The sequence below is a fragment of the Acidiluteibacter sp. genome (assembly GCF_055129545.1).
The window spans coordinates 504,774-529,643 of record NZ_JBSRUB010000013.1 but is presented as its reverse complement, the minus strand read 5'-3'; the positions used below and the strand labels follow the sequence as shown (position 1 = coordinate 529,643).

The following is a 24,870-nucleotide window of genomic DNA, read 5'->3' as shown; positions in this document are numbered from 1 at the left end:
AAATCTACTTTTTTACACCTACCATTTTTTTAATCTCATTCAACTTGAACAACGCCTCCACAGGAGTCAGTGTATTTATATCAATATGAATCAATTCCTCCTTTATTGACTGTAAAACAGGATCGTCCAATTGGAAAAAACTGAGCTGAAAATCCTCGGTAGCATCCGGCATACTCACTTTTGCCTTGCCATTTCCAGTTTGTTCGTGTGACTTTTCTAGTTGTGTCAACATTTCATTGGCTCTTCGAATCAACTTTGGAGGCATCCCAGCCATCTTTGCTACATGAATACCAAAACTGTGTTCACTGCCTCCAGGAACTAATTTTCGCATGAAGATAATTTTGTTATTTATCTCCTTAACAGACACATGAAAATTCTTAACTCGCTTAAACTGTTTTGCCATATCATTTAATTCATGATAGTGTGTTGCAAAAAGCGTTTTGGGTTTCAAATCTTTTATTTCATGTAAATATTCAGCAATTGCCCAAGCTATAGAAATACCATCATAAGTGCTTGTTCCTCTCCCAATCTCATCGAGCAATATCAACGATCGATCTGACACATTATTCAAAATACTAGCTGTTTCATTCATCTCCACCATAAATGTAGATTCACCCAAAGAAATGTTATCAGAAGCACCTACTCTAGTGAATATTTTATCGACTATTCCTATTTTGGCGTGCTTGGCAGGCACATAACAGCCAATTTGAGCCATCAATACGATCAATGCAGTTTGTCTCAGCAGTGCCGACTTTCCAGACATATTAGGGCCTGTAATCATCATGATTTGTTGAGTTACATCATCCAAATAGACATCATTGGCTATGTATTCATCGCCTAGAGGCAATTGCTTTTCAATTACTGGATGTCTTCCCAACTTGATATCTAAGGCCTTGCTATCGTCCAATGAAGGTCGAGTGTAATTATTTTTTATCGCAATTCGTGAAAAAGCCAACAAACAATCTAATCGAGCGATCAAATTTGCATTCAACTGAATGGGAACTATATAATCTGACAATGCCAAAATCAAATCATTATATAGTCTTGATTCTAATACATTAATCTTATCCTCTGCACCTAAAATTTTACTCTCATATTCCTTCAATTCTTCAGTAATGTATCGTTCCGCATTCACCAAAGTTTGTTTTCGATGCCAGGTTTCAGGCACTTTATCTTTTTGAGCATTTCTGACTTCTATGTAATACCCAAATACATTGTTGAACGCAATTTTCAAACTTGAAATTCCTGTCGCCTCAGCCTCTCGTTGCTGAATAGCCAGCAAACTATCTTTCCCACTCGTCTTCAACTTGCGCAGTTCATCCAACTCCGCATTCACTCCTTGAGCAATTACATTTCCTTTCGCTAATGCTACTGGAGGATCTATAACCATCTCTTTTTTGATTCTTTCTAAAATGGTATCACAGGGATTCATCTGCTCGCCAATTCTCTTTAGAGAGCCCTCTTTCGTTGACATGCACATCGCCTTAATTGGCTTAAGGGCTTCCAAAGCTCTACTCAATTGAACGACTTCACGTGGATTAATTCGTCCAACAGCCGCCCTAGAAATCAATCGTTCTAAATCACCAATCTGCTCTAGGTTCTGTTTGATCAATTGAGCATCATCTTCTTTCTTTATAAAGTGAGTCACTACATTTAATCGCTCTTCAATAGGCTGAATATCTTTTAATGGAAGAGCCACCCATCGCTTCAACAACCGAGAACCCATCGGTGAAATGGTATCATCGATTACATCAATCAATGTTTTTGCATTTTCGTGTGGTGATCGAATCAATTCTAAATTCCGAATAGTAAATCGATCCAACCAAACATATCGCTCTTCTTCTATCCTTGAAATGGCAGCAACATGCCTTAATTTCTTGTGTTGAGTTTCGGCCAAATAGTGCAACACCGCACCAGCTGCAATCACACCACTTTCATAGCCCTCTATTCCATAACCTTTAAGCGACTTCGTTTCAAAATGTTTCAGTAAAATATCATTACCAAATTCAAAAGTAAACGCCCAATCTTCTAACGGATAGGTGTAATGACTTGTGCCAAAACTCTCTTCAAACAAGCGTTTGTCCTTTTTCTGAAATACAATTTCAGCAGGAGAAAAACTTTGCAATAATTTATCAATGTATTCAATGGAACCTTCAGCTACTAAATATTCACCTGTAGAAACATCTAAAAATGAAACTCCGGTATTCTTCTTGGCAAAATGCACTGCTGCTAGAAAATTATTTGATTTGTGATCCAACACTTTATCACTATATGAAATGCCAGGTGTCACCAACTCCGTTACTCCACGCTTCACAATTGTTTTCGTTTGCTTTGGATCTTCCAATTGATCGCAGATGGCAACGCGTTGTCCAGCACGAACTAATTTGGGCAAATAGGTTTCTAAAGAATGGTGCGGAAATCCGGCCAATTCTATTTCATTTGCCGACCCATTGTGGCGTTTTGTCAATACGATTCCTAAAATGCCAGCGGCTTTTATCGCATCAGCCCCAAATGTCTCGTAAAAATCGCCTACTCTAAACAACAACAAAGCATCAGGATACTTTCCCTTGATTTGATTGTACTGTTTCATCAAAGGTGTAACCGTAGGCTTATCAGACTTTTTTATTTTACTCAATTTCTTAAATTTTCAACGCTAATTTAAGAAGTTCGTTTCGTCCTCTTCACTATTTTCTAGATGGGTTATGAATAGTTTTTCACAGTTTGAAAAACTAAGATTAGTTCTATTTTTGCAAAATGAATGAAAAGACCAAAAACGAAGAGTTAAATCGATTAACTGTTGAAGAATTCAAGTCAACAGAAAAACGTCCCATTGTCATTATTCTTGACAACATTCGAAGTTTAATCAACATCGGGTCAGTATTTAGAACCGCTGATGCCTTTCGTATTGAAAAGATTTACCTATGCGGAATCACTGCTACACCACCACATAGAGAAATTAATAAAAGTGCTTTGGGAGCCACTGAATCTGTTGTGTGGGAATATTGCGACAACACCACAATTGCAGTTGAGAAATGCAAAGAAAAAGGATATGCGATACTCTCCATAGAGCAAGCAAAAGAAAGCACTACCCCTGAATCCTACCTTCCCAATAAAAATGGCGTAGCATTAATATTCGGACATGAGGTTGATGGTGTAGACCAAGAAATAATTAACCTTTCTGATGCTGTAATTGAAATCCAACAAGAGGGAACAAAGCATTCCCTAAATATATCAGTAAGCGCAGGAATTGTAATGTATGAATTCAGTAAAAAATTCCACTAATCGTACACATTCTTTTCAAACCCCACAAGGTAAATATTCAAAATAATAAAACAAAAAAAGCCCTTTCAACTGAGTTGAAAGGACTTTTAATATTGCTAAATCTTTTCTTAGTTAACTGCTGCTTTAAATTCAGCATCATCTCTATAGCTTAAGAATTCTGCATCATTTTTAGCGTAATCCTTCAATGAAGGGTCTTTAGCGATAGCCAATTTAAGGTTGTTTACCATCATTGATTTATCCTTCATTCTTGCACCAATAACTGCTTTCAAATACATTCCCATTGCTTTAGAACTAGCATCAGAAGCATCTACAGTTTTCAATGCTGTTTGATAATCTTTGTTCAACGTTTGAGCCAAAGCAGCGTTGAAAGTTTTTGCACTTCCATAGTTACTTACAGCTTCAGCATAGTTACCTTGCTTAATATTGATCAAACCTTTGTTCATATTTACAGCATCCCCTGCACCAGAAGCGTTGTTGTAATACTCCATTGCTTTCTTGTTGTCACCTTCTAAACGAGCAACCATACCTAAGTTGTTATTTACAGAAGGAGCACTTGGAGCTAACTTAGCAGCTTTTTGAAATTCACCTTTAGCTGATTCTAGGTTATTTTGCATCGCATAAATATAACCTGCGTTGTTGAATCCTCTAAAATCATTTGGATATACTCTCTCAGCTGATTTGTAGATCGCTAATTTCTTATCCATGTCAGTTGTTAAAGTAGCAGCATATAACAATTCTTCAACAGTTAATGTATCAGGCTTGCTTTCTGCATATTTAGAAATCATTTCGTCAGACATACTTTTCAATTCAGCATTGATAGTAATTTCTGATCTTCTCAACTGAGGAAGGATATTTTCTTTTACCACTTCAAAAGTTTCAGCTAAATTCTTAATCTCTTCTTCTCTTTTAGTTTTGTCCTCATACATCTCCAAAACTCTTAAGATTAAGTTTTTATCTTTGATGTCTGAAGCTTGCATTGCAGATTTAAAACCATCCCAATCTTCACCTTTACCAGTTTTAGAATAGAATTCTTTATCGTTAGCTGCTTTTACTTTATTTCTTGAGAACATTCCTGATGCAGCATTTGCACCTGAAGCAGCTCTTTGATCAGCTAAATTTTCATTCAATGAAATCTCACCTTCTGGAGATGCCCAAGCTACCACACTAGTAGACTTAAATACAAAACCTTTCTCTTTGCCATTCTTAATAAAATTAGCCATCTCTTTGATATCAGCTTCAGCTAATTCAGAAGAACGAACAGCAGAACTATTTACTAAATAGTTGATTGTTGCCTTATATTCCTGTGGAACAACTTTCTTGAATTTATCAGGACCAATTGCAGGCATATCTTCATTTTGAACCATCATTGGTGTCAAAATAGTACCATCTGCCACTTTTACAGGATCGAAAGACTTTTCTTTTCCTTTATAAGCACCCGTAGCTACCATAAATAATTCAGAAACTCCCATTCCTTCTTCGTAAGCCACTTTGTCTGTGTATGCGAAATTTCCACCTTTCTCAAAGTTGATTTTCATACCTTCAACTTCACTGTCCTCACCTACTAGTGTAATTGTTTTGAATTGTGTCTCTTTTCCACCGTATTTAAAGTTAGGAACAAAGTTTACAGACACTTTTTTATTGAAGAAACGTGGAGGAATACTACCTGAAACGTTAATTTCAATACTATCGTTGTGTAATTCTAATGGACTTGGAGTCACTGAATAACTTACTTCTTCTGCCTTTTTTGACATCTTATTCAATGGGTTACATGCCATTAAACCAACTGAAGCCGTGAGAACTAAAGCAAATGCTTTGGTATTTGTATTTTTCATCTTTTAAAGTTTTCTTTTCCTTGTATTTTTAAGATACAATGTTAGTTAATATTGTTAAATCACACAAAAAAAATAAGTACGAATTATTTCGTCCAAATTTTCTCTTTTCGTGCATTTCAAATATTAATCCATTCTCAACACTTTTAGCCTATCTTGACAGTGATCAAGTAAGTAACTCAAATTCTTATTCAAACAAGGATGTATGTACTGAGGAAAAATTTCAACAAAGGGTTCTAAAACAAATCTTCGGTGTGGAATTTTATCATGAGGAATCGTCAATTGTTTACTTCGAATGATAAAATTATCATAAAATAGGATATCAATATCTATTGATCTATTTGTATACCGCCCATCTAGACCTCCTTTACTTTCTCTTCCTAAGCGACTTTCAATCAACTGAGTCACTTCTAACAATTGAAATGGGTACAACACAGTTCGTACTTGAATCACACTATTCAAGAACCAATTTAAGTTAGAATTTCCCCATGGTTCGGATTGATAATAGCTGCTTTTTTTGACAATTTCTCCAATCAATTGTTGAATAAATTCCTCAGCGGCTTTCATCGTATTTAAAGAATCGCCTTCATTGCTCCCCAATTGCAAATAACAAGTGTTGAGCATCTTTTTTCCTTTTATCATTTTGACTAACCACTAATGTATTTTCGCAAAAGTATCGTTTAAAAAGAAGCTACTTTTACCTTTCATTTACAAATCAACTGAAACCATAAATTTATGAAACAATTTTTCAAATTCATGTTTGCGTCAATGCTAGGAATGTTATTGACTGTAATCATTTCGATCTTCCTTCTTGTTGTAATCATTGGAGGGATTGTGGCATCAGCTGGAAGTTCGCCAGTTACTTTCGTTTCAGACAACTCCGTTTTACACATAAAATTGGATGAAGAGATTATGGATAGAGCATCTAAAAATCCCTTAGAAAACTTTGACTTCAATAGTTTTGAAACTAAAAAAACGTTGGGTTTAAATGAAATTAAATCAAGTTTAGAGAAAGCTAAAACAGATGACAAGATAAAAGGTATTTTTCTAAATTTAAGTCAATTAAATACTGGATTAGCTGTAATTGATGAAATTAGAGCAGCCTTGTTAGATTTTAAAGAAAGTGGAAAATTCATTATTTCATATAGCGAAGGCTATTCTCAATCGGCTTACTTCCTTAGCACAGTTGCCGACAAAGTATACTTAAACCCTCAAGGAGATTTAAGGTTTCAAGGAATGACTAGCCAAATTATGTTTTTTAAAGATGCACTAGAAAAACTAGACATCGAAATGCAAGTAATCCGTCACGGAAAGTTTAAAAGTGCAGTAGAGCCATTTTTAATGAATGAAATGAGCCCATCCAATAAAAAACAAATGAGCACACTAGTTCACTCAGTTTGGGGAGAAATGACTGCTGGAATCTCCACAGCTCGTGGTGTTTTAGTAGATGAATTAAATCTAATTGCTGACAACATTTCAATTCGACTACCGGCTGATGCTGTAAAGCACAAATTGGTGGATGCATTAAAATATGAAGATGAAGTGATGCAAGAATTGGTAGAGCTTTCTGGCATTGATAAAGACGAGCCAAAATTGATTGAATTATCAAAATACAAATCTGCAGCAGGAAAAGAAAACACAGATGAAGATGAGGATGGAGACCAAATAAAAAGCTCCAAAAATGAAATTGCCATTATCTACGCAGCTGGCGAAATAAGAGGTGGTAAGAGTAATGCAGAAATCATGGGAAGCGAGACAATAGTTGAAGCAATTAAAAAAGCCGCAAAAGACGATGATATCAAAGCCATTGTTTTAAGAGTAAACTCACCAGGTGGAAGTGCTTTAGCTTCTGATGTGATGTGGAGAGCTTTAGAATTAGCAAAAGCTAAGAAACCAGTAGTTGTTTCCATGGGGAACTTAGCTGCTTCTGGTGGTTATTATATTTCTTGTGGAGCAAATAAAATATTTGCACAACCTAACACCATAACAGGATCTATCGGTGTATTTGGAGTAATACCGAACTTTAAGGGGTTAATCAACAACAAACTTGGAGTCTATGTGGATGGTGTGAGCACCAATAAACATTCAGATATGATGATCAATACATTTAGACCATTAGATGATGAAGAAACCATTGCGATCACTGAAATGGTTGAATCAGTATATGATGACTTCATCACGAAAGTAGCAGCAGGCAGAGGAATTTCAAAAGCTGATGTTGATTCAATTGGTCAAGGTAGAGTTTGGACTGGAATGGATGCCAAAAGAATAGGATTGGTAGATGAGATAGGTGGATTGCAAGATGCATTAAAATCTGCAGCTACTTTAGCAGGAATAGAGGCATATGAAATCAAAGAATTACCTCGACAAAAAGAGCCATTTCAACAAATAATGGAAGATTTTAGCATGGATGCAAAAGCCTATATATTAGGCGAAAATTTGGGAAGTACATACAAATATTACAAAAGTTTAGAAGAAGTTTCCACGCGTCAAGGAATAATGACTAGGATTCCTTTCGATGTCAGATTTTACTAGTCTGTTTTAGTTGAACAATTTGAGGAAGCGTTGCATTTTTGCAACGCTTTTTTTATGCTTATTTCGAAATAGATGAATTGAAAGTCAGATTTTACAAGTATTTTTAAGCCACAAATAAAAACTAAAGTAAATGGCTCTTATTAATTCGCTGATGTCCTGGATAATGAAGAAAAGGATGCATCAGATAGAACTGTTCATGAAATACCCTAGCGAAGTTCAAAATGAATGGTTTGAGAATTTAATATACAATGGAAGACATACAGAATGGGGTAAAAAATACGGGTACACCAGCATTAAAACACCAGCGGATTTCGCCAATCGAGTGCCCGTTCAATCCTATGAAGAAATCAAGCCATACATCGATCGATTAAAAAATGGAGAACAAAATATTTTGTGGCCATCTGAAACCAAATGGTTTGCAAAATCATCTGGCACAACAAGTGACAAAAGCAAATTTATACCAGTTACAAAAGAAGCATTAGAAGATTGCCATTATAAAGGGGGGAAAGATATGCTTTCGTTGTATTGCAACAATTACCCTGAAACCAATGTATTTGATGGAATGGCACTCATGATGGGTGGAAGTAGTCAATCTATAAATGTACAGAACGACTCTTACCATGGTGACTTATCAGCCATTATCATTAAGAATTTGCCGTTTTGGGTGGAATATTTAAGAACTCCAGGAAAGGAAGTTGCCCTATTGGACAATTTTGAGGAAAAATTAATCAAGATGACAGAAATTACTGTCAATGAAAATGTCACTAATTTATCTGGAGTTCCTTCTTGGACATTAATTTTATTGCACAAGGTGTTAGAAAGCACCGGCAAGAATAGCATATTGGACATTTGGCCCAATTTAGAAGTATTCTTTCATGGAGGTGTTAGTTTTACTCCTTATCGCAAGGAATTCAAAAAACTGATTCCATCAGACCAAATGCATTACCTCGAAACATACAATGCATCGGAAGGTTTTTTTGGAATACAAGATCAAAAAAACAGCGAAGATCTTTTATTGATGCTTGATTATGGAATTTACTACGAATTTATTCCAATGAGTGAATGGGAAAATGAGTATCCAAAAACACTTGAATTAGAAGCAGTGGAACTTGGTGTCAATTATGCAATTGTGATTACGACAAACGCAGGATTGTGGAGATACAAGATTGGCGATACCGTTATATTTACTTCAAAAGATCCTTATAGAATAAGAGTTAGTGGACGTACTAAACATTTCATCAACGCCTTTGGTGAAGAGTTGATCATTGAAAATGCTGAAAAAGGATTGAATGCCGCTTGTGAGGCCACCAATGCGAATATAAAAGAATACTCAGCGGCGCCAATTTTCCTGAAAGATAAGGAAGCTGGTGGTCATGAATGGTTGATTGAATTTACTTCCCCTCCCAACGACTTGGAATTATTTATTGATACATTAGACCATACATTACAAGAAATAAATACAGATTATGCTGCAAAGCGCAAAGGCAACATGGCTCTTAAAAGGCCGTTGGTAAAAGTGATGAAACCAGACACTTTCTTTAATTGGCTAAAAGACAAAGGAAAATTGGGTGGACAAAATAAAGTTCCACGTTTAGCGAACGAAAGAACCTATTTGGAACAGATATTGGAATACAACCGTTAGTATGAAGAATTCAATCCTTCTTTTATTTTTGCTTTTGGGATTGACCGTTTTAGGTCAAGAAAATAAACTAATAGCGACTATTCAACTTCCAATTAAAAATGCACGATTAGCAGCAGACAATTTAGGCAATAGTTATATTTTCGATTTCAATACAATTATAAAATATAACCCTGAAGGAGATTCAATCGGGACATACAGTAACAATCGATTGGGAAACATCAGCTCAATAGATGTCACTAACCCATACAAAATCTTAGTTTTTTATTCCGACTACTCAGTCATTGTTTTCTTAGACAACTTTTTGACCGCTATGGAAACTCCTATCGCCCTAGATCGGTTGGGTTATGATGGAGTAACATTGGCCTGCTCTTCTCAAGAAAACGGACTGTGGCTATTTGATCGATTACAACAAAAACTCATTAAGTTAGGTAAAGATTTAACAGTAACGAACAAAAGCATCAATCTGAGTCAGTGGATTGGCAACCAAATAAATCCAAAAACATTGATTGAACAAAATTCAACAGTAGCACTTCATTTATCGAATGAAAGTGTAATTATATTTGATCAATTTGCCACATTTGATAAAGTGTTATCCATTAAAACTACGAATGAAATACAAGTAATTAATCAGAATATAATTTTCCAAACCAACGATACTCTTTTCCAATACTCCCCAAAACAATTGGTTGCTTCCCCAATGATTTTACCTTTAGACAAAATAAAAAGCGCAAAAATCAGCAAAGACCGCCTGCTTTTATTAAAAAATGAAAAACTCTATATTTACCATTATTTACCAGACAAAAGGTAGGTCATTTTTGAATGAAATCGCTCTGAATTTTGTACTTTAGTAGGACTTTAAATATCAATATATGCACATAGCAATTGCAGGCAACATAGGCTCTGGAAAAACAACCCTAACATCTCTTTTATCAAAACATTATAACTGGGAAGCCCATTATGAAGATGCCGATGAAAATCCCTATTTGAACGACTTTTACAACGACATGCAGCGGTGGTCTTTTAATCTTCAGGTGTATTTCTTAAACACTCGATTTAGTCAGGTGCTGGACATCAGAGAAACTGGTAAAAAAGTGATTCAAGATAGAACTATCTTTGAAGATGCCTATATTTTTGCTCCTAACCTACATGCAATGGGCTTGATGACTACTCGTGATTTCGAAACATATTTCAGCTTATTCAAATTAATGGAAGGATTTATCCAACCACCGGATCTTTTAATCTATTTAAGAGCTTCAATTCCTAAGTTGGTGAATCAAATCCAAAAGAGAGGAAGAGAATACGAAGAAAGCATTCGATTGGATTATTTAAAAAGATTGAATGAACGATACGAAGCTTGGATAAGCACTTATGCGCAAGGCAAATTGCTCATTATAGATGTAGACGATAATAACTTTATAGAAAACAGCGAAGATTTAGGAAAGATTATTCAAAAGATAGATGGAGAAATTCATGGATTGTTTGAATAATCAACTGATAACAAACTAAAAAAACGCCCGACTTTAAATTTTAAATCGGGCGTTTTTTTGTTGTATAGTTTTATACTTATTTTAAATGTTCAGCGAAAAAGCCCATCATCGTACTGTATAAATCAATTCTATTTTCTTCTCTACCAAATCCATGTCCTTCGTCGTATTTCACCATGTATGGTGTATTAATGCCTCTTGCTCGCATATTTTTCACCACTTGATCTGATTCATCAATATTCACTCTTGGATCATTGGCTCCTTGAACTACAAACAACGGCTTAGTGATTTTATCTACATTCAAAGCTGGCGAAACTTGCTTCATAATTTCTATATCTGCTTCATCATTCTCATCATACCATTGTTCGTATACCTGGCCTAAAAAAGGCTTCCAATAAGGTGGGAAAGCTTTGAAAAAGGTAAACAGGTTTGAAACACCTACATAATCTACACCACAGATATACAGATCTGGGGTTTTTACTAAGCTACCCAAAGTGGCCAATCCGCCATAACTTCCGCCGTATATCCCTACTCTATCGCCATCAATAATTTCCAAGGTTTTTACATAAGCAACTGCATCTTCCAAATCGTCCAACATTTTACGACCAATCTGCTTATTCCCTGCCAAATAGAATTCTTTTCCATAACCTCCAGAACCTCTATAATTTACTTGTAGTGTAGCATACCCTCTACTCGCAAAAAGTTGCGTCTCGGGATTGTATCCCCAATCATCTCTCGGCCCATAAGGTCCACCATGAGGATTCACAATCATAGGAACTAGCATCCCTTCATTTACTTCTTTTGGAATTGTTAAGTAGCCGTAAATAGTCAATCCATCTCTAGCAGTAAATTTAATGGAACGCATTTCAGCCATATCTTCTTCTTTAAGCTGAGGCATTAAGTTTAAGACTTCTTTGAAAGTATCTTTTTCTACATCGTAAGTAAAGTACTTCCCATACAATTTATCACTCGTCACATAGATTAAGTACTTATCCTCCTCATCCGTTTTACTTGAAATATAGAAATCTTTATTGCCAAACTGCTTTTTAAACTTTGCATTTAATTTTTTAGCCATTTCACTAACCGGCTCGATATGGTACTTTTCTCCATTATAATAATAGTAATCCACCTCAAAATTTCGTTTCCGTGAAACACTCATTCCACTCACATCAAAAGTTGGGTTGGAATAGATTTTCTTAACCACTTCCTTCTTCGCAAAATCATAAAGTACAATCTCTTTAGTATTGCTTTTTAAGTTGGTCATTACATACGCATCATTTGGATTCTCTGTAGTATAATCAAAGTCGATAATATAAAAATCATCTTTCCAAGTGGTCGTTAACACCGGTTCGAAGGGTTGATCTGGAGCAGTTCTATAATTTAGCACATACTCTGTTCCGTTCTGTTGTTTCGTAAATCCTTTTAGAACGCCGTCCTTATCAAAGTCATATCCACTAATAGGATTTTCTGGATCATCATTGGTATACAACTTTTCCAGTTCTGCTGTTTTGATATTGATTTTATAAGGTTCGAATACCTGTGGATTATCCTTATTCATCAAAATAATCATGAAATCCTTCTGCTCTTTTAGTGAATTTAAAATATCCACTTTTACACCATCATATGGAGTTAATTCTACTTGATTTTTTCCATCAATATCAACTGCAAAAAGGTGATAATTTTCATCTCCCCCTTTATCCATGATATAAATCAATCGGGTTTCATTGGCCCAGCCATAACCTCGAATCAACTCTTCTTTTTCTTCTATGACTCTAACAATTTTATCAGTTAAAGTATTTTTAGTGAACACATGCACTTTACCATCTTCTTCACGCTGTTTGTAGGAAACATATTTCCCATCAGGTGAAAATTGAAAAGAAGATTGATTCGGTTTCTTAAAATAATCTGCTACTGAATATTTGTATTTCCCCGTTTCTTTGGCTGCAAGTGCATTCAATTCTGCCTGTTTAGAAACTAATTTTGGGTCGCCTTTCATTTCTGAATCATTGGTTTGAGCATGTATGGTACAAATTAGCACCATTGCTATGCTAGTTAAAATTATCTTTTTCATATTGGTTAGATTTTAATGAAAATTAAGAATTTAACCATACTAAACAATTAAAATTGTGATAGATGGCCCAGTTCCTATAAAAACCGAACGAAATAAGGATAAATGGAAAATGAGTGCAAAAAAATAGCCCTCTTACTTTGGTAAGAGGGCTATTTTTTTATTTGTCTGCTTATTTTAAGGAAATTTTTATCCTCGTCTTTATTTTAAAGTCGTCATAAATAAAATTATCTAACAATGATTCGTCAAAAGATTTTGATTTATACTTGATGCCATAAAGTGTGCGATCTACACTAAAAGATGAAGAAACTATCATATTTTCTCCTTCTTCCACCACAGTTACAGGAACCTTAATCGGATTAGATATGCCTTTAATGATCAACTCACCTTCTGCGTCATAAGAGTTAGCTCCACTTTTATTAAATGAATGCAACTTTAAGTTCGCAAATTGATATTCATCAACTCCAAAAAAGTCATCACTTTTTAAATGATTCAATAATTTAGCTGCATCATCTGCATTGTCAATATCTGAATTGGTAATGGAACTCATATCGATTTCAACACTAGACTGAACCAAATTCCCATTATCCAAAATAATTTCTCCTCCAGAAATTGAAACATTTCCAGTGTGAGCACCACCTACTTTTTTACCCTCCCATTTAACATCTGATTTTTCTCCGATTATTTCGAAGGTACCAGTAACACCGTTTGTTTCTTCATTAATTATGTTCACCTCAGTCGAATGACTCTGATGATCTGTCTGACCTGCACCGGCATTAATATGTGGAGCAATAACTAATGAAACAATTGACATCAATTTAATCAAGATATTCATTGAAGGGCCAGAAGTATCTTTAAATGGATCTCCAACAGTATCTCCAGTTACCGAAGCTTTGTGCGCTTCAGAACCTTTGTACTCCATTTTTCCATTAATCATTACTCCTTTCTCGAATGATTTCTTAGCGTTGTCCCAAGCTCCACCTGCGTTGTTTTGGAAAATTCCCATCAATACACCAGAAACTGTCACACCTGCCAACAAGCCTCCCAAAACTTCAGGACCAAAAGTAAAACCAACGATAACAGGAACAATTAATGCAATTGCACCAGGCAACATCATTTCACGAATAGAAGCCTTAGTTGAAATCTCAACACATTTTTCATATTCAGGTTTTGCTTTGTATTCCATAATACCAGGGATCTCTTTGAACTGACGACGAACTTCGTTCACCATGTCCATTGCAGCTCTACCCACAGCAGCGATACACAATGCAGAGAAAATAAATGGAATCATCGCTCCTACAAATAAACCTGACAATACATCTGCTTTATAAATATCAATGGAGTCAATTCCTGACAAACCAACAAATGCAGCAAACAATGCCAAAGCAGTCAAAGCAGCAGATGCAATTGCAAATCCTTTACCTGCAGCAGCTGTTGTATTTCCTACAGCATCCAAATTATCAGTTCTACCTCTCACTTCATCTGGTAAACCACTCATCTCTGCAATACCACCTGCATTGTCTGCAATGGGTCCAAATCCATCAATCGCCAACTGCATAGCAGTAGTCGCCATCATACCAGATGCAGCAATAGCCACACCGTATAATCCTGCAAATTCAAAAGAAATGTAAATACCTGCAGCCAATGTTAAAATTGGAATTACAGTGGACTCCATTCCAACTGATAAACCACCAATAATATTGGTTGCATGACCAGTAGAAGATTGATGAACGATAGAATTTACTGGTTTTTTACCCATTGCAGTGTAATATTCAGTGACGATACTCATAATGGCACCAACTACTAATCCTGTAAGGATGGCGTAATACACCTGCATAGAAGTAAATAATTCACCTCTAATCTCCATAGTCGGAGGCAATAAATAATCAACTAAGAAGTAAGATGAAATAGCTACCATTATCATGGATAACCAGTTTCCTTTATTCAATGCACCTTGTACATTTCCATCTTCACTTTTTATTTTCACAAATAAGAATCCTAAAATAGAGAAGACGATACCTAAACCGGCTATCACCATTGGCAACAAAATAGCAGACATTCCATTAAAATTGTCAGTCATTTTTATCTCAACACCAAGAACCATTGTGGCTAAAATAGTAGCAACATAAGATCCAAATAAATCTGCTCCCATACCGGCTACATCACCTACGTTGTCACCAACGTTATCGGCGATAGTTGCAGGATTTCTTACATCATCTTCAGGAATTCCTGCTTCTACTTTACCCACTAAGTCAGCACCTACATCGGCAGCTTTGGTATAAATACCTCCACCAACTCTTGCAAATAATGCAATGGACTCAGCACCTAAAGAAAATCCAGCCAATACTTCAATCGCTAAAATGTAACTTCCTTTATCGGTCATCATTCCTTCAGGACCGAACATGGCCAACATCACGATGAATAATCCACCTAGACCTAATACTGCTAAACCAGCAACACCTAATCCCATTACAGTACCACCTGTGAAAGAAACTTTCAATGCTTGTTGCAAAGAAGTTCTAGCCGCTTGAGTGGTTCTAATATTTGATTTTGTCGCGATCTTCATTCCTAAAAACCCTGCTAATGCAGACAAGAATGCACCTAAAATAAATGTAATCGCAATTACAGGATGCGTTTGCGGATGATCAGCATCCGTCATTGTTCCTGACCAAGCCAATAAAATTGCAGCAATCACTACAAAATAGGCCATCACTTTCCATTCTGCTTTCAAAAAAGCCATTGCTCCGTCGGCAATGTATTTTGCCAACTCACGCATATTGTCATCACCAGTTTCCTGCTTATTCACCCATGCTGATTTAACAGCCATGACAATCAAACCTAGTATTCCTAAAAGAGGAACGAGGTATAGTAATAAATCTCCCATACGATATTAATTATTGTTAAAATTTTTCAAAAAAGGACGAATTTAAACTTTTAAACGACTTATAACAAAAAAAACAAGCCAATCCTACCAGAAGATTGACTTATTTTTAAATTTTTATCTGAATTATTTCTTCAAATACATCGTTTCTTTAACTGCTTTTACCACCTTAGAAACATTCGGTAAAAACTCTTCTACAAATACAGCAGCATAACCTAAAGGCGTATCAGCAGTATTAATCCGCTGAATTGGTGCATCTAAGAAATCAAATGCTTTCTTCTGTACCATATAAGTTAATTCAGTAGAAATATTCCCAATTGGCCAAGCTTCTTCGATTATTACCAAACGATTGGTTTTTTTCACAGAATTAATCACTGCATCGTAATCAATCGGACGAATTGTTCTCAAATCTATGGTTTCTGCTTCGATACCTTCCTTTGCCAATTCTTCAGCAGCTTCGTTCATTACTTTTACTATTTTCCCGAAAGAAACTAAAGTAACATCAGAACCTTTTCGTGTGATATCTGCCACTCCAATTGGAATCACATATTCACCTTCAGGCACTTCACCTTTATCGCCATACATTTGTTCCGATTCCATAAAAATAACTGGATCGTTATCTCTAATGGCTGATTTCAACAATCCTTTTGCATCTTTTGGATTAGAAGGAACGATTACTTTCAAACCAGGAGTATTGGCGAACCAACTGTCAAAAGCTTGAGAATGCTGTGCTCCCAATTGTCCTGCAGAACCTGTAGGTCCTCTAAAAACGATAGGTACATTGTATTGTCCACCACTCATCTGGTACATTTTCGCAGCAGCATTAATCACCTGATCAATCGCTACCAAAGAAAAGTTAAATGTCATAAACTCGATAATTGGGCGCAAACCATGCATGGCTGCTCCTACTCCAATACCTGCAAAACCCAATTCAGCAATCGGTGTATCTATAATTCGTTCAGGACCAAATTCGTCAAGCATACCTTGACTCACTTTATAAGCCCCGTTGTATTCAGCAACTTCCTCTCCCATCAACACAATGGTATTGTCATTGCGCATCTCTTCATTCATGGCTTCTCTAAGTGCCTCTCTAAATTGTAATGTTTTCATACTATATATAAATAAGGTATTGCTTCAAATTAAATCGCCTGCAAAAATAGAAAATTAATACGTGGTTGACAAAGCATAAAAGAGGTGGAAATAATAATTTTAAATCAAGTCTTTCAATCGTAGGTTAAAACTGTACCCATTCATTATTTTTATAGAGTTAAACATTACTAGAATACACTTAATGATTTGTCACATTGAGCTTTTTGTCGAAATGTTGAACTAATGAAATTTACAACAACCTTTGTCTCCTTCGACAAAAAGCTCTGGATGACAAAGGAAAGAACATTGAATTCTATTCAATCATTAAAAATTGACTGATTGATTCTTCAATTCTTTACAATCTTCAACACTTGCTTTTCTTGATTGCCAACAATGGTTAAGAAATAAATCCCTGGTTCAATTTCATGCAGTGGAATTTGCTGTTGGATTACATTTACATCTAAAGAAATGGTTTTGACTACTTGCCCTTTTATATTTAATAACTGTGCGGTATTGTTCACAGGTTTTCCGATTAGGTTAGTAAATTCAGTTGCAGGGTTGGGATAAACCAAAACGCCATTTTCAGCAAGAATGTAATTGTTTTTAATACCAACAGGAATGCCTTTGCCACAAGGCAAATCATAACGCGCTAAAAAGATATCACTTCCACCAGCTGCAATTAATGTATCTCCATTCACATATAAGGTATCGCTAAAAAAACCAGCCACATAAATAGTAGAATCTACAAAAGAAATTTGCTGAATGCCATCAACAGAACCAAAGGTGTATAAAAAATCTTCGCAGATAAAGTTGCCATGCCGATCGAATAAAGCAAAATAATTATCTGAATTGGTAAACCCACTGCTTTTACTCACACTTTCCATATAATTGGTGGTGCCTGAGAAAGTCATTTTTTGATCAAATTTCCCCCCAATGGCCATAAAATCTTTATTCGCTGCAACCGAATAACTAACTGAATATTGGCTCTGTGTACCTGAATTGTGTTTTAATCCAATAACACTCCCATTATTAGCACTCAACATTAATAACACACTTTCTTGAGTAGTTTTAGTACTGGTTTTATATTTCTGACTTCCAAAATAAACTGTATCAACTTGAAAAGAAGTCACATTAATAGATGTAAGTATTGTGTCACCAATGATGGTTCCATCCGTTATAGGATCATAACTATTATTGCTTACAAAGCTCCATTTGTAATTGGCATTGGAGTCTATTGCCAATACAATTCCATTGGAAACATTCTGTCCGTTGCGAATTATAGTGTCATTGAGAAGAAAAAGCGTATCTCTACTAAAATGGTTAAAGAAATAATAATTTCCTAGGTGATCTAAACTCGATTTCTGCAGAAAAGCACTACTTTGATAATCTATTAAAGGTAATCTCTTCGATTGAATAAAATTGCCATTCAAGTCCAGTTCAATAGCATGCCACCCCTCATCAATGGTGTCCACGTTGAAAATTAATTTTCTTGAATCCGATAAAGCTAAAAATTCTATGTGATTGTTTCGATTTATATAAAAACCACTCCCCCCCAAAGAAACCGAAAGATTGTTAATAGAGTCATATCCAAAAGGTTTGTGCCACAGCAATTTGCCAGAAGAGTCTAATTTGGCAATAAAAGTGGAAAGGCTGTCGTTTGAAATTCGTTTACGATTGAAGGTATGTGGCAATCTAAAGGAGTTGTAGCTAAGGCTGCCTATTAAATAACTATTCCCATCTTGATCTACTACTAAGCCACCAAGTGCATCTTGGTTTCCACTTCCAGCATATTCATGCCAAAGGCTTTTGCCAGTAGGACTATACTTCGCTACCCAAATATCCTCTTTTCCATAATTGTGCAATAATGGAAAAAAATTACTGTCGTACAATATATTCCCAACGCTATCTCGCTGGTATATGTCAGTGATTATTCCAGCAATGTAGATATTCCCCCACTGATCTGTTTGTAGACCACGAACTAATTCGTTTGGAGGATTACTATCTCCACCATAATTTTTAGCCCACTGCCAACCGCCTTGGGCGGTGGCAGATATGGGCAGAATAAATAATAATAATTGGAGGTTTATTCTTGTAATGTATTTTTTGAGGTATTTCATGGGTTTAGTATTTGGCGTTAATAATCAATTGTTGGCTGATTCTTTGTTTAGGCGTTTCCAATACGATTAAGTACACTCCATTCGCAAAACCTGTAGTATTAAATCGGTGTTCGCCGATGGAGTTATCCAAATTTAAGGTTTTTATGCGATTGAATTGTAGGTCGTAAATGGATACATTCACGACGTTAACTCCACTGAAGGGTTGCCATTGAATCGTAAAATAATCAGTAGCTGGGTTGGGGATGATTCTAAAATCTGTCAAACCAATTGGGGTATTTTTAGTCTCATTTCGCTTTCTGCCTTCGCTGCAAGGCGGCACTTCAAAACAAATGGTGATGCAACAAACATTGTCTTCACTGTCTTTAAAAAACAGTCGAATACAGATGTTTTCTTCATCAGGATCTAATCGTGTAAATGTGAAACTATACCGATTTACCCCGCTTGGAACATACGTTGGAACAAATGAATTGATGGTTCCTTGTGCCGAGTTTCCTCCAATATAAGTTAGGTCTGGACCAAAATTATCCAAGTCGATTTCCATTTCAAATTCACAGCCATTTCCAGTCAACTGCACATAATTGATATTAGAAGCTTCAATCTCACAATCCATGCATTCTTGATCGCAGTCAGGCCAATCCAGATTGAAGGATTTACAGAGGTCTGGATGGCAATCGTTATTTCTGGAATAATCGTACCCATTAATGGCCATGCATACTTTCACATTTCCACTTAAATGACTTATGAAAAATGAATTGCCATTGTAGTTGTGCGAATTTCCGTTAAAAGTAACCACCCAATTAATACTGGCAGTATCTATGGTGGTGCATGGATGTGCCACACTTGTGTTGGTAACAGTAGCTACACACGTCAATTCGTCAACAGTTAAAGTAAAATTCGGAGTTATTTCACAAATCGCTGTCGGCATCTGTGCGCAAATGGTTTGTTTGCAAATTCCAAAATTTTCGTCTACTGCCGTTACCTCAAAGCAAACAATGTCGGTTTCTAGCGCTGAGTCTAAAGTCAATATGCCGGATAACGGTTTAGTTCCATTCTGCAACCCATTGGTATTTAACTGAGAGACACTTCCTGTAGGAAATCCATTTATAGTAGTGGTGATGAAGTAATTGGTATTATTAGTACCTGCGAAAATAGAGTTCATTGCGAATTCGAACTTTAATTTCCCATTGGCATCTCTTCCTGCACATTGCACCTCTAAACTATTTAGCCCTAAGGTGCAATTGGTGCACGGAAATAAGGAAACATCTAACACCCCAGACGTGTCGATGCACCCTTCCTGAGTGGTGGCGATCAAACTGATTAAACCAGGTTCCGTACGGAATGAATCGGCTACACCCGCAGGTGCCGCCACTGCATCTTTTCCCAAGTACCACTGGTAGGTGGCAGCATCTGGGCCATGCACGATGGGCGCATTTTCGTCAGCCAGAAAACAATAACACCCTGTTAAGAAATGGGTAAAATCTGGCAGTGGATGAATGAATGTGCTGTCGCTGCTGCTGCACCCATTGCTGTCTGTAACGGTTGCTTTATACACATCTGGTTTATTCACCACTATGGTGTTACCACTTTGTCCTCCGTTCCAATTGTAGGCCACTGCATCTGGACTAAAAGCCGTGAAGGTAATCGGTTGCTTTTCGCAATACGGTTGACTGAAATTGGCAGTGATCACTGGAGCCATAGGCGGAGGCAGTACAGTGATGTCGTAAAAAGCAGAATCAGAACACTGTGTATTGCTATTTGTGGCCAACAACATAATGCTGTAGTTTCCTGCGGCCAAACTAGTTTCCAATCGGTTGAGATAGGCATCCGTAGAAAAAACACCATTGATGTGCCAATAGTATCCAATGGCATCGTCGTTATAGGTCCACAATTTGATAGAATCTCCTGTGCAATAGGTGGTTTTACCATAAATAATGGGTGGATTATTACTGTAAACGGTCAGGTAAACAGGAGGCAATTGCAATCGACAACCACCGGCATCAGAAATGCGCACCCCATACTCTCCATTTTGTTTCGCCCAAGTAGTGGCCGTCTGATTTAGGTCAGACCACAGATACTTGATTGGGGTATGTGTACTTGTAATTGATGGATTAATATTGAATAGCAAACTATCGCCTTCACATAAATCAACAGGACTGCTGGGTTCAATATGTGTTTGATTAAAAATTGTACCTAATAACTCATTCCCATTCACAACTATTATTTGCTCAGTTGTATCGTGGCAACCACTGCTGTCTTGAGTATATAGCTTAATTAAAGGATTCAATTGTAAAGAAAAATCATTATCATCCTCAAACGTCGTTTTCACCGTTGGGGTGGTGAGGTTTTTGCCCCCTAATTTCCAATAGTAGTTTATTATTTTACCAATGTGCGGCACTACTTCAAACTGCACGGGTTCTTGTTGGCAAACGGGGGTGGTGTGGGTAAAACTAATGTTGGCAGGGGTTGGTATTTTTATTGTCCTCGATACAGTAGTGGTGCAACTACCTGTTATAGCTACTAAGGTTACGTTATAGGATTTTCCTATTAAAAACAGAGAAGGGTTTGTTGATGTAGAAGAGATTGCACCAATTGTCCATTGGAAAGTGGGCTGGGTATCCAAGTAGGATGTTTTATTGTAAAATGTCACATACATCCCTCCAAGTGTGCAACTGTCTATTTTATAACTAAAATCGGCGGCGGGGTTGGTTTGAAAGGGAGTGTATCTTTCGTATTTACAAGTATCGCCATTAGGGTCGATTAAATAAACGTAAGCAACAGCATTATAGATACCTAGGTTAGCATATTCAAATGATTTCCCATAAGGCCCTAAAGTGCCAGGAGTCCCAACTGCAGTGCCCCGTCCATTCCACCCAACAACTACTTTCAAAAAAGTATATCCTACAGGAAAAGAAATTGATTCCAGGAAAATAACGTTATTACATACAGTGTCTTGCCCAAAAGTTACAGCTAACGAATCGCCAAGTGAAACACATATTGTTGGATACGTGCTATCCACTTCACAATCTTTCATTATATGAATCGGATTAGAAGTACTAATACATCCATCTGGATTAGTGTATTTTAGTCGATAAGTTCCATATGCAGAGGTATTCCCAACCGTTGTAAAATTATGTCCTGTTGCTAAAAAGGTGGTATCCTTGTACCAACTATAACTACTTGAATTAGAGTCCGAACTAATAATGGTGCCAACTAATTTTACAGGCACTTTTAAGGTATCTTCACAAAATCTAGTTAGGTTTCTCGTAGAGATGGATACTTTAGCTTTACTATTAATTGTCAATTGTTGACTAATAGTGGTATTTGGCTGACAGCCATTGTTGGCAGGGTATTTAACCGTCAACTTCACAATGTACGTTTTCTGTTCTGTATAAGTTTTTGTTACATTTTGAAGGTTAGAGGTATCTCCATCACCAAAATCCCAATGCCATCCAGTCCCTTGTGAAGCTTGAAAAAGAATATTATTACCAGGGCAATTGATGCCTGATATAGCCATAGTTGGTTGTGGGCTTCCTTTCACTAAAATAGTGTGATCAACATCAAAATCGACTCCACAAGCAGATGAACTTACTCTAATTATTACATTTTGGTCATTGTCTAATAAGCTAAAAGCAATTAATACAGTATCTGAATATCTATTCGTTACTATACTTCCGGCATTCGCAGGAATAATTGACCATTTATACAGATCCGCTGAAAAATTTGTTTTAAATACGGCTCTTTCTCCTCCGCAAATAGCAGAATCTCCAATAATTTTAGGCGCAGAAGTTATTGATTGTTGTATGTTTATTTCAGTAGTATCTGAAGAACAACCAGTAATATTGTTGACGTAATAGGCTTTTAACTTATAATTTCCACCCGAATTCCATTTTACAATTGTTCTATTTCCAGATGATGCCAATGGGTCGCCATTCACAATATCCCAAACAACCGTATGATTGCTCTTCGGGAAAACACTGTATTCATAACTTTGTAATGGACAAATTATGGTGTCTCCACGAATTCCACTTGGTTTTCCTGGTTTGGGCAATATTTCAATGGGTAAGTGTGCATACTGATTGCAATATCCGCTCGCTGTTGACTCAACATAATAGGACCCGGGAGCAAACCCTGATAATGAAACTACAAAAGTAGACGAAAAGCTACCATATGTTATTACATCGCTGTTCTCAGTATACACTTTCCAATATACCGGATAATTGGATAGAAAAGTAGCAGTATCTCCGCTGCAAAATTGATTCTCAGTAGAAATGATTTCTAATTTAGGAAGTGCTGTAACTTGGATAGAATCTCTATTAATACATCCAAAAATGGGGTGATCTATGGTTAATTTCACTTCGCCTTGCGCGCCAGTTATTTTAACCACAATTTCATTTTTGTTGCTAGAAAAGATATTTCCCAGTGATGGACTAACCGTCCAGTTGTATTTTGATTCTGGGATTGGGTCAATGTAATAGGTTTCATAGTCATTAAAACAAGCGGTTTGATTTCCTTTTATTGCTAAATCATCAGAGATTACAGGAATTTTTATGGCTGTTTTCTCTGGACAAGTGCCTGGACAATTGAAAGTATTCAATTCAATAAAGCCCGTATGGCTTTGCCAAACTACATCGACTGAAATGTCAGTGTTTGAACCTATTATAGTGCCGTTTGTTACGTTCCAACTGTAATTTGGACAAATTGAAGTGGTATGATAGGTGGCAGTATCACCTTTACAAACCACTGATGGACAAATAATTTCAGGCCCTTTGGTATTAGAAACCACAACAGAAATAGTTTTTGTATCAATACACCTGCATTCATTATACACGCTCATTGTTAAATTGTAAGTTCCCGGAATATCATAAGTGTGTGAGGTATTTCGATCACTTGAATGGAATCCATCTCCAAAATCCCAATCCCATTCAACTCCATCAGTTGAATTATCAGTCAAGTATAAAGTACTATTCTTACAAAGTTGAATTTGACCATTTGAAGTTGCAGGAACAGAAGTAAAGTTTGCCAATGGTGGCGCTATTGCATTTACACACTGTTTAACTGTTTCTTCACAACCAAAAATATTTGTCTCTGTCATTTTAATCTCACCAATCCCAACATTGCTCCAAATAACACTTATAGTATTTGTGTTATTCCCACTTAATAATGTACCTCCGACAACAATCCAATCATAAGTGCTTCCTGTGGTCTTTAATACACTATAAGTAATGGCTATTCCTTGACAAGCTGTCCAACATCCAGAAGGGAATTGTTCACCATATAAAACACACTCATTCTTACTACTCGTTTGAATAATGGGCTGCGGTTTAGGGTTAATCGTAACATTTATAGTATTAGTCCAAATTACATTTCTTAAATCATCTTCAACGATCAAATTTACTTGACCACTAGCATAATTACCCCAAATTACATCTAGATAATTTCCATTTGGAACAAAGCTTTGTGCATTTGTAACATTCCAATTAAAAAACTTTCCATTACTGACAACTGCATTGTAAAAAGCAGCTTCTTCTGCACATACTGTTGTTGGCCCATAAACGATCTGAGTCCCTTGTGCATATGTATTGATGGTAACAATGGAGAATAGAAATAGTAAAATTGACAGTTTTTTCATCTGATTTAAATTTAGAGGGTTAGTTGCGGATAAATATATCTCTAAACTTAATGTAATGCAAGCCAACTGATTAAAAACTAGCAAGAATGTAAGGTTTGGTTAATGAAACCCTTATAAACATTGATTTTTTTTCAAAGATATTTTCTAGATCGGCATAATTTGAGTCAAAAAATGCCATTAATATCTCAACTATCTCTTTATTCGAAACCTAAAAATATCAGATTTTGGCGTAAATAGTTTGTTTCTGTTCGTTTTTTACGATGGTTAATAGTTATTAGCGTAATTCCTTTTTTATTAAGAGAGAAATTGTTCAT

General features: G+C 36.2%; 13 protein-coding genes. 5 read left to right on the top strand and 8 right to left on the bottom strand.

Annotation, left to right across the window (positions count from 1 at the left end; translation table 11 throughout):
• Positions 1–4: 4 nt before the first annotated feature.
• Positions 5–2,590: a DNA mismatch repair protein MutS gene (gene mutS, locus ACTB0X_RS08290; RefSeq protein ID WP_463024649.1), complete on the bottom strand. Its 2,586-nt coding sequence runs from the start codon at positions 2,588–2,590 to the stop codon at positions 5–7.
• Between the two features lie 164 nt (positions 2,591–2,754).
• Here mutS and ACTB0X_RS08285 point away from each other — a divergent pair, with 164 nt between their 5' ends.
• Positions 2,755–3,282, top strand: a complete 528-nt coding sequence (locus ACTB0X_RS08285; protein ID WP_463024531.1) for an RNA methyltransferase — start codon at positions 2,755–2,757, stop codon at positions 3,280–3,282.
• Positions 3,283–3,389: 107 nt separating this feature from the next.
• Here ACTB0X_RS08285 and ACTB0X_RS08280 read toward each other — a convergent pair whose 3' ends face one another.
• Together ACTB0X_RS08280 and folK are read right to left on the bottom strand one after the other, a co-directional pair.
• A complete protein-coding gene (locus ACTB0X_RS08280; RefSeq protein ID WP_463024530.1) occupies positions 3,390–5,114 on the bottom strand; it encodes a tetratricopeptide repeat protein in 1,725 nt (574 codons plus the stop codon).
• A 123-nt stretch (positions 5,115–5,237) separates the two neighbouring features.
• On the bottom strand, positions 5,238–5,735 hold the full coding sequence (gene folK / locus ACTB0X_RS08275; RefSeq protein WP_463024529.1) for a 2-amino-4-hydroxy-6-hydroxymethyldihydropteridine diphosphokinase: 498 nt from the start codon (positions 5,733–5,735) through the stop codon (positions 5,238–5,240).
• A gap of 111 nt (positions 5,736–5,846) precedes the next feature.
• Between folK and sppA the strand changes: the two genes are divergently transcribed.
• The 4 genes from sppA to ACTB0X_RS08255 all read left to right on the top strand — a co-directional run bounded on the left by sppA (position 5,847) and on the right by ACTB0X_RS08255 (position 10,775).
• Entirely contained in the window at positions 5,847–7,646 is a 1,800-nt protein-coding gene (gene sppA, locus ACTB0X_RS08270) for a signal peptide peptidase SppA (RefSeq protein ID WP_463024528.1), read from the top strand.
• Between the two features lie 130 nt (positions 7,647–7,776).
• On the top strand, positions 7,777–9,288 hold the full coding sequence (locus ACTB0X_RS08265) for a GH3 auxin-responsive promoter family protein (protein ID WP_463024527.1): 1,512 nt from the start codon (positions 7,777–7,779) through the stop codon (positions 9,286–9,288).
• A gap of 1 nt (position 9,289) precedes the next feature.
• Positions 9,290–10,096 carry a hypothetical protein gene (locus tag ACTB0X_RS08260; protein WP_463024526.1) on the top strand — a complete coding sequence of 269 codons (807 nt, stop codon included), beginning with the start codon at positions 9,290–9,292 and terminating at the stop codon, positions 10,094–10,096.
• 61 nt (positions 10,097–10,157) lie between these two features.
• The gene (locus ACTB0X_RS08255; RefSeq protein ID WP_463024525.1) at positions 10,158–10,775 is read left to right on the top strand and encodes a deoxynucleoside kinase; all 618 of its coding nucleotides are present in this window, start codon (positions 10,158–10,160) and stop codon (positions 10,773–10,775) included.
• Between the two features lie 76 nt (positions 10,776–10,851).
• Here the strand turns inward: ACTB0X_RS08255 and ACTB0X_RS08250 are convergent, their stop codons facing one another.
• From ACTB0X_RS08250 to ACTB0X_RS08230, 5 genes are all read right to left on the bottom strand, one after another.
• Complete coding sequence (locus ACTB0X_RS08250) at positions 10,852–12,843, bottom strand: S9 family peptidase (RefSeq protein WP_463024524.1); 1,992 nt, start codon at positions 12,841–12,843, stop codon at positions 10,852–10,854.
• Between the two features lie 169 nt (positions 12,844–13,012).
• Complete coding sequence (locus ACTB0X_RS08245; protein WP_463024523.1) at positions 13,013–15,724, bottom strand: sodium-translocating pyrophosphatase; 2,712 nt, start codon at positions 15,722–15,724, stop codon at positions 13,013–13,015.
• A gap of 123 nt (positions 15,725–15,847) precedes the next feature.
• The gene (locus tag ACTB0X_RS08240; RefSeq protein ID WP_463024522.1) at positions 15,848–16,831 is read right to left on the bottom strand and encodes a pyruvate dehydrogenase complex E1 component subunit beta; all 984 of its coding nucleotides are present in this window, start codon (positions 16,829–16,831) and stop codon (positions 15,848–15,850) included.
• A gap of 326 nt (positions 16,832–17,157) precedes the next feature.
• Positions 17,158–18,927 carry a T9SS type A sorting domain-containing protein gene (locus ACTB0X_RS08235; RefSeq protein WP_463024521.1) on the bottom strand — a complete coding sequence of 590 codons (1,770 nt, stop codon included), beginning with the start codon at positions 18,925–18,927 and terminating at the stop codon, positions 17,158–17,160.
• A 4-nt stretch (positions 18,928–18,931) separates the two neighbouring features.
• Positions 18,932–24,556, bottom strand: a complete 5,625-nt coding sequence (locus ACTB0X_RS08230; RefSeq protein WP_463024520.1) for a PKD domain-containing protein — start codon at positions 24,554–24,556, stop codon at positions 18,932–18,934.
• Positions 24,557–24,870 lie beyond the last annotated feature (314 nt).